Source organism: Campylobacter sp. RM10537, from assembly GCF_022369435.1.
Taxonomy (GTDB): Bacteria; Campylobacterota; Campylobacteria; order Campylobacterales; family Campylobacteraceae; genus Campylobacter_D; species Campylobacter_D molothri.
This window is the reverse complement of record NZ_CP059597.1, coordinates 1377633-1394058: the sequence shown is the minus strand read 5'-3', so window position 1 is coordinate 1394058 and position 16426 is coordinate 1377633. Positions and strand designations below refer to the sequence as shown.

Here is a 16426-nt window from a genome sequence, read left to right as displayed (position 1 = left end):
AATAAAGAATACTAAAGATAAAGCATTTTTAAATTCAAATTAGATACCATTTCGAAAAAAAATATCAAGATGGATCTAATGAAAAAAATAATTTTTATGGGAACCCCAGCTTATGCAACTTGCATTTTAAAAGCTCTTTTAGAAAATAAAAATTTTAATATTATAGCACTTTTTACTCAACCTGATAAGGCTATAGGTAGAAAACAAATTTTAACTCCAAGTCACACTAAAGCTTTTTTAAATAATCACTCCCCTAATATTCCAATTTTCACACCTAAATCATTAAAAGATGAAGCAATTATTGAACAAATTAGGGATTTAAAACCTGATTTTATCGTAGTAGCTGCCTATGGAAAAATTTTACCTAAAGCTATTTTAGATATAGCCCCTTGCGTGAATTTGCATGCTTCTTTATTACCAAAATATCGTGGTGCTAGCCCTATTCAAAGTGCTATTTTAAATGGTGATGAAAAAAGCGGGGTTTGTACTATGCTTATGGAAGAAGGACTTGATACAGGCCCCATACTTGAAAGTTTAGAATGTAATATTAAAAATAAAAATTCAAGCGAAGTTTTTGAAATATTAGCAAATTTAGCTGCAAAGCTTATCATTTCCACTCTTTTAAATTTTAAAAATTTAATCCCAAAAAAACAAGATGAAAATTTAGCAACCCAATGTACAAAAATAAAAAAAGAAGATGGGATGATTGTTTTATATAATGCAAAAGAAATTTATCAAAAATATCTTGCTTTCAATCCTTGGCCAAATATTTTTTTAAACAATGGTTTAAAATTTTTAGAATTAGAACTTGTAGATGAAAATAAGCAATTTAATCAAGAAGGAGAAATTTTAGAATTAGAAAAAGAAAGTTTTTTATTATCTTGTAAACAAGGCATTTTACGTATAAAAAAATTGCAAGAAAGTGGAAAAAAAGTCCTTGATGGACGTACTTATCTAAATGGAAAGAGGTTAAAAGTTGGAGATTGTTTGTATTAAAAGTATTAATTCAACTCATCTTTTTTTATGTGATCAAATTCGCAGTGGAAAAATAAAAAACAATACTGCTTTATATGCTTTAGAACAAACTCAAGGAGTAGGAAGTAGGGAAAATTCATGGCAAAGCTCAAAGGGAAATTTACATCTTTCTTTTTGCTTAAAAGAAGAAGATTTACCTAAAGATTTACCTTTAGCTTCAGTTAGCATTTATTTTGCCTATTTAATCAAAGAAATTTTAGCCAATAAAGGTTCTAAAATATGGCTTAAATGGCCTAATGATTTATATTTAGATGATAAAAAAGCTGGGGGGATTATAAGTACAAAAATTTCTAATTTTATCATTGGAGGCATAGGATTGAATATAGCTTTTGCTCCAGAAAATAGAGCTTTATGTGATATTAAAATACCAATTGAAATTTTAGTTAAAGAGTTTGTAAAAAAGCTAGAAAAAAAAATTTTATGGAAGAATATTTTTAGCAAGTATATGTTAGAATTTGAAAAATCAAGACATTTTAGCGTCCATTATGAAGGCAGAATTTTTTCACTTAAAGATGCTTGTTTATATCAAGATGGATCAATTTTATTAGATAATAAAAGGGTATATAGTTTAAGATGAGCGAGATTATTACAATAGCAAATCAAAAAGGTGGTGTAGGAAAAACAACAACAGCTGTAAATTTAGCAGCTTCTTTAGCAGTAGCAGAAAAAAAAGTACTTTTAATTGATGTTGATCCTCAAGCTAATGCTACAACAGGACTTGGATTTAACCGCAATAATTATGAATATAATATTTACCATGTTTTTATAGGCAGAAAAAAGCTTTCTGATATTATTTTAAAAACAGAATTACCACAACTTCATTTAGCTCCATCAAATATTGGACTTGTAGGTATAGAGCAAGAACTTGCTAAGGGCGAAAACAATGAAAAGAAAACCGTATTAAAAAATCAAATTCAAGAAGTTTTAGATGAATATGATTTTATTATTATAGATTCTCCGCCAGCACTTGGAAGTATTACTATCAATGCTTTTGCTGCAAGTGATAGTGTTATCATCCCTATACAATGTGAATTTTATGCCTTAGAAGGTGTTGCTATGGTTTTAAATACTATTAAAATCATTAAAAAAACACTTAATCCTAAACTTAAAGTAAGGGGTTTCTTGCCAACTATGTATAGTTCTCAAAACAATCTTTCTAAGGATGTTGTAGAGGATTTAAAGCAAAATTTTAAAAAACAACTTTTTACAATCAATGGCAATGAGGATGATTTTATCGTTATTCCACGTAATGTTAAATTAGCAGAAAGTCCTAGTTTTGGCAAACCTATCATACTTTATGATATAAAATCGCCTGGATCTTTAGCTTATCAAAATTTAGCTTATTCAATTTTAGGATAAAAAATGGGATTAAATAAAGATAGAGGTTTAAAAAGCCTCATGGGAAATGTAGAAGAAGTATATACTAGAGAACTTGGGCTTGATAAAAATCAAGTTAAACTTATTGAGATTAAAAAAATTATCCCAAATCCCTTTCAACCAAGAAAAGTTTTTGATGAAACAGCTTTAAACGAACTTGCAAATTCTATTAAAGAATATGGATTAATACAACCTATTATAGTATTGCAAAAAGAAGATAAATTTATTTTAGTTGCAGGCGAAAGAAGACTAAGAGCTACTCAAATTTTAGGTGAAGAAAATATATTGGCTTTTGTGTCTGATAGAGATGAAATTAAACTTAGAGAACTTGCTCTTATAGAAAATATTCAAAGAGAAAATTTAAATCCTATAGAACTTGCCCATTCTTATAAAGATTTAATCGAGGTGCATAATATTACTCAAGAAAATTTAGCTGAACTTATTCATAAAAGTCGAACTCAAATTACTAATACCTTAAGACTTTTAAATTTAGATAATCGAACTCAAAAACTTATTATTGAAGGTAAAATCTCTCAAGGTCACGCTAAAGTTTTAGTTGGATTAAATGAAAAAGATGAAAAAATGCTAGTTGACAGTATCATAGGTCAAAAACTCAATGTAAGAGAAACAGAAAAAATTGCTCAAAAATTAAAAAATAAAGAAAAAATAGAAAATAATGCTGAAAAAGAAGATACAGAATTTGAAAATTCTATGCAAAGCTTAAAACAAATTTTAAATAAAATCGGCTTTTCTTGCACCCATAAGAAAAATAATTTTATTATTCATTTAGAAAATATCACTGAAATTAACAAGTTAATTAAAATTTTTAATTAATTTAACACAATTCTTATGTTTTATATGCTACAATAAGAAGTTTTTTAGGAATTATAGCAAAAAAGGGAAATTTTTATGTTTGAAGATATGCATCCATCTATAATGTTTGCTACTATGGCTATTTTTTTAGCTATGATAGTCATTTTAAATACTATGCTATATAAACCTCTTTTAAAATCTATAGACGAAAGAAATGATTCTATTAAAAATGATGAAGCTAAAGCAAAGCAATACTCTCAAGATATATCAAATGCTAATGATGAAGTTGAAGCAATTTATGCTAATACCAGAGAAGAGGTTTTTAAAATTAAACAACAAGCAATCAATGCTGCTAAAGAAGAGGCCAATCAAATCATTAAAGCCAAAAAAGAAGAACTAGAGCGAAGAATGAATAGTTTTTATCTAGAACTCGAAAATCAAAAAAAAGAATTTAAAGAAAATTTGAGTCAATATTTGCCAGATTTAAAACAAGCTTTGCAAAATAATATTAAAAAAATAGGAATAAAAGAATGAAAATTTTATATAGTCTCATTTTATTAAGTCCTATATATGCAATGGCTGCAACTGAGTATGATATTGTTCCTAGAACTATTAATTTTTTTATTTTTATAGCTATTTTATATTATTTTTCGGCAAATTTTTTTAAGAATTTTTATAAAAATCGTATTATAAAAATTTCTTCTAAAATTGATGAAATTCAAAAAAATCTCTTAGAAAGCAAAGCGAAAAAGATCGATATAATGAAAAAAATCGAAGAAGCTAAAGCTAATTCTGTAGCAGCTATATCTATGGCTAAAAAGGAAGCAGATATTTATATGCAAAAAATCAAAGAAGAAGCTCAAAATGAAGTTACTTTGCTTGAGCAAAATTTTGAAGATCAAAAAAAATACGAATTAAGAAAAATGAAAAAAGAAGTTGTTTCTTGTGCTTTGCAAGAAATTTTTGAAGATATAAGATTAAAACAAAATGAAATTATAGATATAATATCAAAGAAAGTGTCTTAATATGGATAATTTAATTGCAAAAAAATATGCAAAAGCTATTATTGAAAGAACAGATATGGAAGATTTTTATTATCGTTTATCTGTTTTAAATTCTGCTTTTTGCATGCCTAAATTTAAAGATATTATCAATTCTAATCAAATTCAAAAAGATAAAAAATTAGATTTATTAAATTCTTTTTTTGAAAAAATAAATCCAAATTTTATCAATTTTCTAAAAATACTATTAAAAAATTCAAGACTTAATCATATCCCTCAAATTTTTAAAGAACTTCAAAGACAAAGGGCTTTAAAAGAAAATATATGCCAAGGTATTATATATTCAAAAGAAACTTTAAATGATGACAAAATAAAGGAACTTGAAAATAAACTTAATTTAAAATTAAATACAAAAATCAAATTAAAAAATGAAATAAGTCAAAATGATGGTATTAAAATTTACTTAGAAGAATTAGGTTATGAAATTGCTTTTTCAATAAAAGCTTTTCAAAATAAAATAAGTGAATATATACTTAAAATTATTTAAGGAGAATATGTATGAATTTTAAAGCTGATGAAATCAGTTCTATTATAAAAGAAAAAATCGAAAATTTTGATTTAGACCTTGAAATTGAAGAAACTGGAAAAATTATTTCTATAGCAGATGGCGTTGCTAAAGCCTATGGATTAAAAAATATTATGGCCGGTGAAATGGTTGAATTTGAAAACGGTGATAAAGGTATGGCCCTTAACCTTGAAGAAAGTAGTGTAGGTATTATTATACTTGGAAAAGGTGAAGGTTTGAAAGAAGGATCTTCTGTAAAACGCTTAAAAAAACTTCTTAAAGTTCCGGTGGGGAATGCTTTAGTTGGAAGAGTTGTTAATGCTCTAGGAGAACCAATTGATGCTAAAGGTCCTATTGATAGTAACGAATTTCGTTGTGTAGAAGAAAAAGCTAAAGGTATTATGGCGAGAAAAAGCGTCCATGAACCTTTGCAAACTGGAATTAAAGCAATAGATGCTCTAGTTCCAATTGGTCGTGGTCAAAGAGAACTTATTATTGGTGATAGACAAACAGGAAAAACGACTGTAGCTATTGATACTATTATAGCTCAAAAAGGACAAGATGTCATTTGTATTTATGTTGCTATTGGACAAAAACAAAGCACAGTAGCTCAAGTTGTGAAAAAACTTGAAGAACATGGGGCAATGGATTACACTATAGTTATTAATGCTGGTGCAAGTGATCCAGCATCTCTTCAATATATTGCACCTTATACTGGTGTTACCATGGGAGAATTTTTTAGAGACAATGCTAAACATGCTCTAATTGTTTATGATGATCTAAGCAAACATGCTGTAGCTTACCGTGAAATGTCTTTAATTTTACGTCGTCCTCCTGGTCGTGAAGCTTATCCTGGTGATGTTTTTTATCTTCACTCAAGACTTTTAGAAAGGGCAAGTAAGTTAAGTGATGAATTAGGCGCAGGGTCACTTACTGCCTTACCAATTATAGAAACACAAGCTGGAGATGTTTCAGCTTATATTCCAACTAATGTTATTTCTATTACCGATGGACAAATCTTTTTAGAGACAGATTTATTTAACTCTGGAATTCGCCCTGCAATTAATGTTGGCTTATCTGTTTCTAGGGTTGGTGGATCCGCCCAAATTAAAGCAACTAAGCAAGTATCTGGAACTTTAAGATTGGATCTTGCACAATATAGAGAACTCCAAGCTTTTGCTCAATTTGCTAGTGATCTTGATGAGGCAAGCAGAAAACAACTTGAACGTGGTCAAAGAATGGTAGAGCTTTTAAAACAGCCTCCTTATGCACCAATTAGTATAGAAAAACAAATTGTTTTAATTTTTGCTGGCGCTAAAGGACATTTAGATAATATACCAGTTTCAAAAATTCAAGAATTTGAAACTGGAATTTATTCATTTATTGAGACAAAATATCCAGATGTTTTTGAACAAATTCGTTCCAAAAAAGCTTTAGATGCGGAATTAGAAGAAAAATTAACTAAAGTTATTAATGAGTTTAAATCAAATCAGCTATAAGGTCTTTTATGTCTAATTTAAAAGAAATTAAAAGAAAAATAAAAAGCGTTTATAATACACAAAAAACGACTAATGCTATGAAGCTTGTTTCTACAGCTAAATTAAAAAAAGCTGAAGAAGCAGCTAGAAAATCAAAAGTATATGCTGAAAAAATTGATGAAATGTTAAGTGAAATTTCATTTCAAATCAATAAAATTATCTATAATGAAGATGATTCAAGATTTGCCTTATTTCATAAAAGAAATAAAATTCAAAATGTTGATTTAATTTTTATAACAGCAGATAAAGGGCTATGCGGCGGATTTAATATCAAAACTTTAAAAGCAGTTAATGATTTATTAAAAGATTATAAAGCAAAAAATATTAATGTTCGCCTAAAAGCTATAGGCAAAACAGGTGTTGAATATTTTAGCTTTCAAAGAATAGAATTATTTGAAAAATATATTGGATTAAGTTCTACGCCAAGCTATGAACAAGCTTGTTCAATTATTCATTCTTCTGTTAATGATTATATTAATGGAATTACAGATGAAGTTATTTTAATCCACAATGGATATAAAAATATGATCACCCAAGAATTGAAAGTTTCTCATCTCATTCCAGTAGAGCCTAAAAAAAATGAAGCGGAGCCGAGTTCTCTTTTAGAGCTTGAACCAGATAATGTTGGCTTATTAGAAGATTTAATAAAAACTTACTTAGAATATAATATATATTATGCATTAATCGATTCTTTAGCGGCTGAGCATAGTGCTAGAATGCAAGCTATGGATAATGCAACCAATAATGCAAAAACTAGAGTAAAACAGCTTAACCTTGCTTACAATAAAGCAAGACAAGAATCTATTACCACTGAACTTATAGAAATTATCAGTGGCGTTGAATCAATGAAATAGTAAATTTTTAAGGAGAGTATTAATAATGCAAGGATTTATTTCACAGATATTAGGTCCGGTTGTTGATGTAGATTTTGATAACTATTTACCTCAAATTAATGAAGCTATTGTCGTTAATTTTGAAAGCGAGGGAAAAAAACATAAACTCGTTTTAGAAGTAGCCGCACATTTAGGGGATAATAGAGTTAGAACCATCGCTATGGATATGACAGATGGTTTAGTTAGAGGAATGGAAGCTCAAGCTTTAGGAACTCCTATTAGTGTACCTGTTGGTGAAAAAGTTTTAGGAAGAATTTTCAATGTAACTGGTGATTTAATAGATGAAGGTGAAGAAATCACCTTTGATAAAAAATGGGCAATCCATAGAGATCCACCAGCTTTTGAAGATCAAAGCACTAAAAGTGAAATTTTTGAAACTGGAATTAAAGTTGTCGATTTATTGGCACCTTATGCAAAAGGTGGAAAAGTAGGACTTTTTGGTGGAGCTGGTGTTGGAAAAACTGTTATTATTATGGAACTTATCCACAATGTTGCTTTTAAACATAGCGGATATTCAGTTTTTGCCGGCGTTGGTGAAAGAACTCGCGAAGGAAATGATCTTTATAATGAAATGAAAGAAAGTAACGTTTTAGATAAAGTTGCTTTATGTTATGGACAAATGAATGAACCACCAGGTGCAAGAAATCGTATCGCGTTAACAGGTCTTACAATGGCAGAATATTTTAGAGATGAAATGGGACTTGATGTGTTAATGTTTATTGACAATATCTTTAGATTTTCTCAATCAGGTTCCGAAATGTCAGCTCTTTTAGGAAGAATTCCTTCAGCTGTTGGTTATCAACCAACTTTGGCAAGCGAAATGGGTAAATTTCAAGAAAGAATTACTTCGACTAAAAAAGGCTCTATCACTTCAGTGCAAGCTGTATATGTTCCAGCCGATGATTTAACCGATCCAGCCCCTGCTACTGTTTTTGCTCATTTGGATGCAACAACTGTTTTAAATAGAGCTATTGCTGAAAAAGGAATTTATCCAGCAGTTGATCCATTAGACTCTACATCAAGAATGCTTGATCCAAATATTATCGGAGAAAAACATTATAAAGTAGCGCGCGGAGTACAATCTGTTCTTCAAAAATATAAAGATTTGCAAGATATTATTGCTATTTTAGGTATGGATGAACTTAGTGAAGAAGATAAACTTATAGTTGAAAGAGCGAGAAAAATAGAAAAATTCTTATCTCAGCCATTCTTTGTTGCTGAAGTTTTTACTGGAAGCCCAGGAAAATATATCTCTCTTGAAGAAACCATAGCCGGTTTTGAAGGAATCTTAGAAGGCAAATATGATCATTTGCCAGAAAATGCTTTCTATATGGTTGGAAATATTGAAGAAGCAATTGCAAAGGCTGATAAAATCAAAGGTTAATAATGGATAATTTATTTAAAATTGAAATTATCACACCTATGGGTGTAATTTATGAAGGCGATATAAAATCAGTCACTTTACCAGGAAGCGAAGGAGAATTTGGCGTGTTAAAAAATCACGCAGCTTTAGTTTCTTCATTAAAATCAGGTATTATTGATATAGAAAAAAATGATTCTAACCATGAATTAATCGCAATTGATGCAGGACATGTTAAAGTAGATGAAGATAAAACTAGCGTTTTAGCAAAAGGAGCGGTTTGGATTTCGGGATCTGATGAAAGCGAAATACAAAAAAATCTTGCCAAGGCTAAAGAATTGATCAAATCAATGAGTTCAGATAATATTGCCCTAGCTGCCACTTTTTCTAAAATAGACAATATAAAAGGTTAACAAATGAATTTTGAAGCAATATTTAATTTTTTTGGTAATTCAAGCATAATTACCTATGTAGTTCTTATTTGGCTTTCATTGTATTTCATCCTCTCTTTTTCTATTTTTTTTTCAAGAATTAGCTATATAGCAACTTGGAAAAATAAAGAAAAAGAAAGTTTAGAAACTTTACTTTTAGGGGAAAAGGATTTGAGTCGAACCGATTCTATTTTAAGAAAATGCACAGACACAAGCCTTAATCATTTAGAAATTTATAAAAATTTAGCTACTCGACGTGCTTCAGGTGGTTTAACTTGGCTTAGCATTATTGCTTCAACCTCTCCTTTTATAGGTCTTTTTGGAACAGTTATTTCTATATTAGAGACCTTTGGAGGTCTTGGAAGTCAAAACTCTTTAAGTATTATTGCGCCACAAATTAGCGAAGCTTTAGTTGCAACTGGCTGTGGAATTTTGGTTGCTATTCCTGCTTATACTTTCCATCTTGTTATTAAAGCTAGAGCTTTTGAACTTTTAAGCATTATTGATAGCGAAATTAAAGTTTTATCCAATCATAACTAAGGCTTTACAATGCTATTTGAAGAACATAAACCAGAACTTAATATTACACCTTTAGTAGATATTATGCTTGTTTTGCTTGCCATATTAATGGTCACAACTCCAAGCATCACTTATGAAGAAAAAATAAATCTCCCTCAAGGAAGTCAAAAATCCACAAGTGCTCCAACTGTAAAAAGCTTGATCGTAAGTATTAATTCTAAAAAAGAAATTTTCTTAAATCAAGAAAAATATAATTTTGTAAGTTTTGCTGATAATTTAGCACAAAAAAAATCACAATTTAATACCGATGAACCTGTTTTTATCAGAGCTGATAAAAATTTAAAATATGATGATGTTATTTATGTTTTAAGAAGTATTAAAAATTTAGGTTTTACCAAAGTTGCATTACAAACAGAATAAAAATATGAAAAAATATGGTTTAAGCAATCTAAATTCTTTTTTATTGGCTTTAGTAGTTTATTTAATTGTTATTGCCTTTGTTTTTTTTAGGCTTGTAACGCAAGTTGCTCCAGCTATACAATATACAGATTTAAAAGATAGTTTTATTGATATTGAACTTTCAGAGCCTTCTAAACAAATTTCTACCAATCCAAATACATCAAAAAATTTACAAAAGCCAAATGATCAAGTTGATATCAATAAACTTTTCGCACAAACAACAAATCAAAGTGTTAAAACCGAAGATATTGATCAACAAGCAAATAATTTCAATGAACTTTTTGGCAATATAAAAGAAATGCAGGATGCAAAAACAACAAAAATACAGGCAAATGCTCAATCAAAAAGCTCAACAACTCCAAAACCTCAAGCTTCAGAGCTTATTAAAAAACTCAATGATAGTCTAATCGAAGAAGAAAATCTCACTCAAGGCGAAAGTACTGAAACTCAAAAAATGGGTGTCTATGATGAATTTCTAGGTAAAGTTGTACGTGTCATTACTCAAAGATGGAAACAGTACTATCCTAACAACAAAGAAATCAGCGTAAGAGTAAAAATATTTATTGATGAAAATGGAAAATTTGGTTATACTTCAGTGGAAAAAAGTGGTGATTCTTTATATGATGCTAAAGTAGCAGAATTTTTAGAAAGTCAAAAAGGAAAATTCATAACTTATCCACCTCAAAATAAAAGTATAAGTATAATTATGAATTTAAAAGATGAAATAAAAAATCAACAATAATTTAGGAGAAAAAATGAAAAAATTTTTTACTGTTTTTTTGCTCTTTGTGGGTGTTCTTTGGGCTGAAGATCCAACAATTACGGTCGTTAATTCAGGTGTAGTTTTACCAAAAATTATCGTTAAAGATAATTCTAATATAAATGATGCTGCTTTAAAACGCAGTTTTTATAATATAATTGTCAATGATTTAAAAGTAAGTTCAAATTTTGATGTTGTAAGCGATGCTACTGAAAAAAATAATTATGTTTTTGAATATGCTCTAAGCCAAAATGGAAATAGCTTAAATTTAAATGTTAAAATTAAAGCTGGAGGAATTGAAAAATCAAATCAAACTTATACATTAAATAGTATTGATCAATATCCTTTTTTAGCACATAAAAGTATCAAAGCTTCTGTTAGTGCTTTAGGTCTACCTCCGATTGATTGGATGGATCATAAAATTTTAATAGCCAGAAATTCAAGCTCTAAAAGAAGTCAAATTATCATAGCTGATTATACTCTAACATATCAAAAAGTTATTATTGATGGCGGTTTAAATTTATTCCCAAAATGGGGCAATAAAGAGCAAACTATATTTTATTACACAGCTTATGATAACAATATGCCTACACTTTATCGTTATAATTTAAATTCTAATAAAGCCAATAAAATTTTATCAAGTGGTGGTATGGTTGTAGCTAGTGATGTAAGCTCAGATGGCAATAAGCTTCTTATCACTATGGCTCCAAAAGATCAACCTGATATTTATCTATATGACCTAAGCAGTAAAAAATTAACACAACTTACTAATTATTCTGGCATTGATGTTAATGGTAATTTTATAGGAAATAATGATGACAAAATGGTCTTTGTCAGTGATCGTTTAGGCTATCCAAATATTTTCTTAAAAAATTTAGATGGCTCTAGTGGTGCTGAACAAGCTGTTTTTCACGGAAAAAATAACTCAGCAGTTTCCACTTATAAGGATTTTTTAGTATATTCTAGCAGAGAAGCTAATCAATATGGAGTTTTTAATATCTATTTAACATCAATTAATGGTAACGATGTAAGACAACTTACAGCCAATGGAAAAAATTTATTTCCAAGATTTTCTAGTGATGGTGGTAGTATAGTTTTTATTAAGTATCTTGGTGCACAAAGTGCTTTAGGTGTTATAAGAGTAAATGCAAATAAAACTTTTTACTTTCCTTTAAAGCTTGGAAAAATTCAATCTATTGATTGGTAAAATTAGTATTATGAGTTGCAATTAATAAAAAATTTAGATATAATACCTTTAAATCTATTCATATTGGAAAGGTCGGAAATGAAAAAAATTATTTTTAGTTCGATTGCCGCGTTTGCAGTGATCATTAGTGGATGTAGCACAAAAAGTACTAGCGTAAGTAGTGATACTAGTGTAGATTCTAACAAAGGTTCAAGTGGAAGAGATAATTGGGATATTGATTCAAGAATTTCTCAACTTAATGATACTTTAAACAAAGTATATTTTGATTTTGATAAATTCAATATTCGTCCAGATATGCAAAATGTTATCAATAATAATGCAAATATCTTCAATACTGAAGTAAGTGGAGCTAATATCACAGTTGAGGGTAATTGCGATGAATGGGGAACTGATGAATATAACCAAGCTTTAGGTTTAAAAAGAGCAAAAGCTGTTAAAGAAGCTTTAGTAGCTCAAGGGGTAAATTCAGATAGAATTTCTATTAAAAGTTATGGTGAAACAAATCCAGTTTGTACAGAAAAAACAAAAGCTTGCGATGCACAAAATAGACGTGCTGAATTTAAACTTTCAAAATAATCTATGAAAAAAATACTTTTAGTAGCTCTTTTTACTGGAGCTACTTTACTTCATGCTGAAAACTCGGCTTTTGGAGCAGGAGATATAACAAGTAATAATGCATATGGTTTAAGCTCGAGCGAAAGATTACTCAAAGAAAAACTTGATTCTTTAAGCAATAACAATTCTCAAATAAATGCAAGAATTGATGAAATTCAAGAAAGAATTGAAGGTTTGCAAAGTACCTTAGAGGGTATTAATTCTCAATATGCAAAATCTAATTCTAGATTAACTCAGTTAGAATCAAAAAATGATAGTTTAGAAAATAACCTAACTGTAGAAATTCAAAATTTAAAAAAATATGTTGAAGAAAGCAGAAAAATCCAAGAAGCCAATAATAAACAATTTAAAAAAATTTTAACAGAACTTAGTTCTTTAGTAGATTCTATTAATGCAAATTATGTATCCAAGGAAGAACTTAAAGATATAAATTTGAGCATAAACAATATTTCATCAAACACTTCATATAACCATACTGATGATAATTTTAATGAAAAAAAAGACAATCATGCTACAAATAATATAGAAATTCAAGATGTGAATAAAACTATAGATGATTCATGGAAAAAGAAAAAAAACAATGAAATTTTAGACTTAGCAATACAAGATCTCCATAAAGATTTATATGAAGAATGTAAAACCAAATTAAATTATCTTATAGCACAAAAATATAAACCAGCAAGATCAAATTTTTGGCTAGGAGAGATAGAGTATAAACAAAAAAATTACAATGATGCTATTGTTTTTTACAAAAAAAGCTCTGCTATCAGTTCCAAAGGAGATTATTTTCCAAAGCTTTTATATCATACTGCAATTTCATTAGATAAAATAGGCAATACAAAAGCAGCTAATGGATTTTATAAAGCTTTAAAGAAAAATTATCCAAATACACCCGAAGCAAAAGCTTCACCAAATAGAAAATAAAAAAGGAAAAAAATGTCAATAGAAAAAAATAATGTCGTTTCAATGTTTTACGAACTTAAAGATGCAAATACTCAAGAAGTTTTAGAATCTAATTTATATGCTCAACCCATTTCTTTTATAGTTGGAAAAGGACAAATTTTAGAAAGCTTAGAAGAAGAAATTATGAAGCTTAATTGTCCAAGTAATAGTGATGTTTTAATTAAAAAAGAAAAAGGTTTAGGCGAATACGATGCTAATGCTATCCAAACATTACCTAAAGAACAATTTGCAGGAATTGACTTAAAAATAGGTATGGAGCTTTTTGGTGAAGGTGAGAATGGCGAAACCGTTCGCGTAACCGTTAAAGAAATCAATGAAAATGATGTTGTTGTTGATTATAATCATCCTTATGCCGGAAGAGATTTGCTTTTTTCGCTTAATATTGTTGATGTTAGACCAGCTAGCGAAGATGAAATTTTAACAGGAATTATTGCAGGAAGCCATAGTTGCGGTTGTAGTGGAGGACATCACGATCATCATCATGGTGGCGGAGGTTGCTGCGGTGGCGGAGGTTGCGGTTGTCACTAATAAATATTGCTTATATATTTCCAGGACAAGGATCTCAAGTTACTGGAATGGGAAAAAGCTTTTATGAAAATTCTAAAAACGCAAAAGAACTTCTTGAAAGTGCAAGTGATTTTTGCAAGATTGATTTTAAGCATTTACTTTTTGAAGAAAATGAACAGTTAAATAAAAGCGAATATACCCAACCTGCTATTGTGTTAAATTCTTTAATGGCCTATACAGCTTTAATGGAACAAAAATCAGATCTAAAGGCTATATTCTCATTAGGACATTCTTTAGGAGAATTTTCGGCTTTAGCAGTTAATGGAGCTTTGGAATTTTTACAAACCCTTGTTTTAGTCAATAAAAGAGGATTGTTTATGCAAGAAGATTGTTCTAAACTTGAAGCAGGAATGATAGTTGTTTTAGGGCTAGAAGATCAAATTGTAGAGAATATTTGCAAAAAAGCTCAAGGAGAAAGCAAAAAAATATTCGCAGCGAACTATAATTGTGATGGTCAAATTGTTGTAGCAGGTTTAAAATCTGATCTTATAAGTTATGAAAATGAATTTAAAAAAGCTGGAGCAAAAAGAGTAATGCTTTTAAATATGAGTGTTGCAAGTCATTGCCCTTTATTAGAAAATGCTTCATTAAAACTTTGCATAGAGCTTGAAAAAATACTCAAACCAAATTTTAAAGCTGTAGTTTCAAATGCAAATGCTAAAATTTATACCGATAAAGAACAAGCATTAAAATTACTTAAATCTCAACTTATTTCTCCTGTTCTTTATAAACAAAGTATTAAAAATTATGAAAATGAAATTGATTGCTTTGTAGAATTTGGTTCAAATATCCTTAAAGGCTTAAATAAAAAAATAAGCCCAAAAGAAACTTATTCTTTAACTAATTTTAGCGATATTGATGAATTTTTAAAGGTCATAAAATGAAAATAGCAATTTTAGGTGCAATGCCAGAAGAAATAACTCCTTTACTTGAGATTTTAAAAGAATATAAAAGTATTAAATATGCAAATAATACTTATTATTTAGCAAATTATAAAAATCATGAACTTATCTTAGCTTATTCTAAAATAGGAAAAGTCAATTCAACCCTAAGTGCAAGCATAATGATCGAAAAATTTGGAGCCGAAATTTTACTTTTTACAGGTGTAGCAGGTGCTTTTAATCCAGAATTAGAAATAGGTGATTTGCTCTATGCTACACAATTAGCTCAATACGATCTTGATATAACAGCTTTTGGGCATCCACTTGGTTTTGTTCCTGGAAATGATATTTTTATAAAAACAGATGAGAAATTAAATAATCTTGCTTTAGAAGTTGCCAAAGAATTAAATATTAAACTAAAATCAGGAATCATTGCAACTGGAGATGAATTTATCTGTGATGAAGCAAAAAAAGCAAAAATAAGAGAAATTTTTAAAGCTGATGCTTGTGAAATGGAAGGTGCAAGTGTTGCTTTAGTTTGTGATGCTTTAAAAATACCTTGTTTTATTTTAAGAGCTATGAGCGACAAAGCTGGAGAAAAAGCTGAATTTGATTTTGATGAATTTGTAATTAACTCTGCAAAAATTTCAGCTAATTTTGTTCTTAAAATGTGCGAGAAATTATGATAAACCTCAGCAAAAAGCTTATAAGACAAGTTGCTCAAGCAAATGCTAAATTTGGACTTATTAAGGATGGAGACCGTGTTCTTTTAGGTTTAAGTGGTGGCAAGGATTCTTTAGCTTTAGCACATCTTTTAAATCGTATGCAAGCTCATGCTCCTTTTAAATTTGAGCTCGAAGCTGTCACTTTAAGTTATGGTATGGGAGAAGATTATTCTCAATTGCATGCTCATTGTCAAGAACATGGAATTAAACATAATATTCTTGATTCTAATATCTATGAAGTATCAGGCGATACCATAAGAGAAAATTCTAGTTTCTGTAGCTATTTTTCAAGAATGCGTCGTGGAGCTTTATATACTTATGCTCTTGAAAAAGGTTTTAATAAGCTTGCTATTGCTCATCATTTAGATGATGCGGTAGAAAGTTTTTTTATGAATTTTATTTACAATGGATCATTAAGAACGCTAGCTCCAATCTATAAAAGCAAACGTGGCATAACAGTAATACGTCCTTTAATTTTTGTTAGAGAAAGGCAACTTAGAGATAATGCTATTCAAAATGAACTTCAAGTCATAGGAAATGAGTTTTGTCCAGGTATGAAACTTAGTGAAAAAAATATAAAATTTCCACATGCAAGAGAAGAATCCAAACAACTATTAGCTAGCCTAGAAAAAGAGCATCCTAAACTTTTTACTAGTTTAAAAACTGCTTTTTCTAATTTACACATGGAAACCTTTTGGATTAATCAAAATTAAAAGT

Annotated in this window: 21 protein-coding genes; all 21 read left to right on the top strand. The window is 29.1% G+C overall.

Features of this window, described 5'->3' with window-relative positions; genetic code table 11:
* Positions 1–78 precede the first annotated feature (78 nt).
* The 21 genes from fmt to CMOL_RS06995 all read left to right on the top strand — a co-directional run bounded on the left by fmt (position 79) and on the right by CMOL_RS06995 (position 16422).
* Positions 79–996 carry a methionyl-tRNA formyltransferase gene (gene fmt, locus CMOL_RS07095; RefSeq protein WP_239820229.1) on the top strand — a complete coding sequence of 306 codons (918 nt, stop codon included), beginning with the start codon at positions 79–81 and terminating at the stop codon, positions 994–996.
* Complete coding sequence (locus CMOL_RS07090; protein ID WP_200279839.1) at positions 977–1612, top strand: biotin--[acetyl-CoA-carboxylase] ligase; 636 nt, start codon at positions 977–979, stop codon at positions 1610–1612. The genes fmt and CMOL_RS07090 overlap by 20 nt, the downstream gene beginning before the upstream one ends.
* Positions 1609–2394 carry a ParA family protein gene (locus CMOL_RS07085; RefSeq protein ID WP_137624032.1) on the top strand — a complete coding sequence of 262 codons (786 nt, stop codon included), beginning with the start codon at positions 1609–1611 and terminating at the stop codon, positions 2392–2394. Before CMOL_RS07090 ends, CMOL_RS07085 begins: the two co-directional genes overlap by 4 nt.
* 3 nt (positions 2395–2397) lie before the next feature.
* Entirely contained in the window at positions 2398–3246 is an 849-nt protein-coding gene (locus CMOL_RS07080) for a ParB/RepB/Spo0J family partition protein (protein WP_239820228.1), read from the top strand.
* A gap of 75 nt (positions 3247–3321) precedes the next feature.
* Positions 3322–3759 carry a FoF1 ATP synthase subunit B' gene (locus CMOL_RS07075; protein ID WP_200279833.1) on the top strand — a complete coding sequence of 146 codons (438 nt, stop codon included), beginning with the start codon at positions 3322–3324 and terminating at the stop codon, positions 3757–3759.
* Positions 3756–4250 carry a F0F1 ATP synthase subunit B gene (locus CMOL_RS07070; RefSeq protein WP_200279830.1) on the top strand — a complete coding sequence of 165 codons (495 nt, stop codon included), beginning with the start codon at positions 3756–3758 and terminating at the stop codon, positions 4248–4250. The genes CMOL_RS07075 and CMOL_RS07070 overlap by 4 nt, the downstream gene beginning before the upstream one ends.
* A 1-nt stretch (position 4251) precedes the next feature.
* Entirely contained in the window at positions 4252–4773 is a 522-nt protein-coding gene (locus tag CMOL_RS07065; RefSeq protein ID WP_200279827.1) for a F0F1 ATP synthase subunit delta, read from the top strand.
* Between the two features lie 11 nt (positions 4774–4784).
* Positions 4785–6290 carry a F0F1 ATP synthase subunit alpha gene (gene atpA / locus CMOL_RS07060; RefSeq protein ID WP_239820227.1) on the top strand — a complete coding sequence of 502 codons (1506 nt, stop codon included), beginning with the start codon at positions 4785–4787 and terminating at the stop codon, positions 6288–6290.
* An 8-nt stretch (positions 6291–6298) separates the two neighbouring features.
* On the top strand, positions 6299–7183 hold the full coding sequence (atpG, locus tag CMOL_RS07055; RefSeq protein WP_200279821.1) for an ATP synthase F1 subunit gamma: 885 nt from the start codon (positions 6299–6301) through the stop codon (positions 7181–7183).
* A 25-nt stretch (positions 7184–7208) separates the two neighbouring features.
* Positions 7209–8606, top strand: a complete 1398-nt coding sequence (gene atpD / locus CMOL_RS07050) for a F0F1 ATP synthase subunit beta (RefSeq protein WP_200279818.1) — start codon at positions 7209–7211, stop codon at positions 8604–8606.
* A gap of 2 nt (positions 8607–8608) precedes the next feature.
* A complete protein-coding gene (gene atpC, locus CMOL_RS07045; protein ID WP_239820226.1) occupies positions 8609–8995 on the top strand; it encodes an ATP synthase F1 subunit epsilon in 387 nt (128 codons plus the stop codon).
* 3 nt (positions 8996–8998) lie between these two features.
* Positions 8999–9553 carry a MotA/TolQ/ExbB proton channel family protein gene (locus CMOL_RS07040; protein WP_239820225.1) on the top strand — a complete coding sequence of 185 codons (555 nt, stop codon included), beginning with the start codon at positions 8999–9001 and terminating at the stop codon, positions 9551–9553.
* A gap of 9 nt (positions 9554–9562) precedes the next feature.
* A complete protein-coding gene (locus tag CMOL_RS07035) occupies positions 9563–9952 on the top strand; it encodes an ExbD/TolR family protein (protein WP_239820224.1) in 390 nt (129 codons plus the stop codon).
* A gap of 4 nt (positions 9953–9956) precedes the next feature.
* Entirely contained in the window at positions 9957–10733 is a 777-nt protein-coding gene (locus CMOL_RS07030; RefSeq protein ID WP_200279811.1) for a TonB C-terminal domain-containing protein, read from the top strand.
* Between the two features lie 13 nt (positions 10734–10746).
* Positions 10747–11958 carry a Tol-Pal system protein TolB gene (gene tolB, locus CMOL_RS07025; RefSeq protein ID WP_200279809.1) on the top strand — a complete coding sequence of 404 codons (1212 nt, stop codon included), beginning with the start codon at positions 10747–10749 and terminating at the stop codon, positions 11956–11958.
* Between the two features lie 78 nt (positions 11959–12036).
* On the top strand, positions 12037–12534 hold the full coding sequence (pal, locus tag CMOL_RS07020) for a peptidoglycan-associated lipoprotein Pal (protein ID WP_200279807.1): 498 nt from the start codon (positions 12037–12039) through the stop codon (positions 12532–12534).
* A 3-nt stretch (positions 12535–12537) separates the two neighbouring features.
* Positions 12538–13497, top strand: a complete 960-nt coding sequence (locus tag CMOL_RS07015; protein WP_239820223.1) for a tetratricopeptide repeat protein — start codon at positions 12538–12540, stop codon at positions 13495–13497.
* Between the two features lie 12 nt (positions 13498–13509).
* Positions 13510–14064 (top strand): FKBP-type peptidyl-prolyl cis-trans isomerase, encoded by a 555-nt coding sequence (locus CMOL_RS07010; protein ID WP_200279803.1) that lies wholly within the window; start codon positions 13510–13512, stop codon positions 14062–14064.
* On the top strand, positions 14064–14987 hold the full coding sequence (gene fabD, locus CMOL_RS07005; protein ID WP_337207260.1) for an ACP S-malonyltransferase: 924 nt from the start codon (positions 14064–14066) through the stop codon (positions 14985–14987). The genes CMOL_RS07010 and fabD overlap by 1 nt, the downstream gene beginning before the upstream one ends.
* Positions 14984–15670 carry a 5'-methylthioadenosine/adenosylhomocysteine nucleosidase gene (locus CMOL_RS07000; RefSeq protein ID WP_200279800.1) on the top strand — a complete coding sequence of 229 codons (687 nt, stop codon included), beginning with the start codon at positions 14984–14986 and terminating at the stop codon, positions 15668–15670. Before fabD ends, CMOL_RS07000 begins: the two co-directional genes overlap by 4 nt.
* Complete coding sequence (locus CMOL_RS06995; RefSeq protein ID WP_239820221.1) at positions 15667–16422, top strand: PP-loop family protein; 756 nt, start codon at positions 15667–15669, stop codon at positions 16420–16422. The genes CMOL_RS07000 and CMOL_RS06995 overlap by 4 nt, the downstream gene beginning before the upstream one ends.
* Positions 16423–16426: the final 4 nt, after the last annotated feature.

Coding starts and splice junctions, on each gene's coding strand:
- CMOL_RS07070 (WP_200279830.1), top strand. CDS start 3,756: ATGAAAATTTTATATAGTCTCATTTTATTAAGTCCTATATATGCAATG.
- CMOL_RS07085 (WP_137624032.1), top strand. CDS start 1,609: ATGAGCGAGATTATTACAATAGCAAATCAAAAAGGTGGTGTAGGAAAA.
- pal (WP_200279807.1), top strand. CDS start 12,037: ATGAAAAAAATTATTTTTAGTTCGATTGCCGCGTTTGCAGTGATCATT.
- tolB (WP_200279809.1), top strand. CDS start 10,747: ATGAAAAAATTTTTTACTGTTTTTTTGCTCTTTGTGGGTGTTCTTTGG.
- atpC (WP_239820226.1), top strand. CDS start 8,609: ATGGATAATTTATTTAAAATTGAAATTATCACACCTATGGGTGTAATT.
- CMOL_RS06995 (WP_239820221.1), top strand. CDS start 15,667: ATGATAAACCTCAGCAAAAAGCTTATAAGACAAGTTGCTCAAGCAAAT.
- CMOL_RS07075 (WP_200279833.1), top strand. CDS start 3,322: ATGTTTGAAGATATGCATCCATCTATAATGTTTGCTACTATGGCTATT.
- CMOL_RS07010 (WP_200279803.1), top strand. CDS start 13,510: ATGTCAATAGAAAAAAATAATGTCGTTTCAATGTTTTACGAACTTAAA.
- CMOL_RS07030 (WP_200279811.1), top strand. CDS start 9,957: ATGAAAAAATATGGTTTAAGCAATCTAAATTCTTTTTTATTGGCTTTA.
- atpA (WP_239820227.1), top strand. CDS start 4,785: ATGAATTTTAAAGCTGATGAAATCAGTTCTATTATAAAAGAAAAAATC.
- CMOL_RS07065 (WP_200279827.1), top strand. CDS start 4,252: ATGGATAATTTAATTGCAAAAAAATATGCAAAAGCTATTATTGAAAGA.
- atpD (WP_200279818.1), top strand. CDS start 7,209: ATGCAAGGATTTATTTCACAGATATTAGGTCCGGTTGTTGATGTAGAT.
- CMOL_RS07040 (WP_239820225.1), top strand. CDS start 8,999: ATGAATTTTGAAGCAATATTTAATTTTTTTGGTAATTCAAGCATAATT.
- CMOL_RS07035 (WP_239820224.1), top strand. CDS start 9,563: ATGCTATTTGAAGAACATAAACCAGAACTTAATATTACACCTTTAGTA.
- CMOL_RS07015 (WP_239820223.1), top strand. CDS start 12,538: ATGAAAAAAATACTTTTAGTAGCTCTTTTTACTGGAGCTACTTTACTT.
- fmt (WP_239820229.1), top strand. CDS start 79: ATGAAAAAAATAATTTTTATGGGAACCCCAGCTTATGCAACTTGCATT.
- CMOL_RS07080 (WP_239820228.1), top strand. CDS start 2,398: ATGGGATTAAATAAAGATAGAGGTTTAAAAAGCCTCATGGGAAATGTA.
- atpG (WP_200279821.1), top strand. CDS start 6,299: ATGTCTAATTTAAAAGAAATTAAAAGAAAAATAAAAAGCGTTTATAAT.
- CMOL_RS07000 (WP_200279800.1), top strand. CDS start 14,984: ATGAAAATAGCAATTTTAGGTGCAATGCCAGAAGAAATAACTCCTTTA.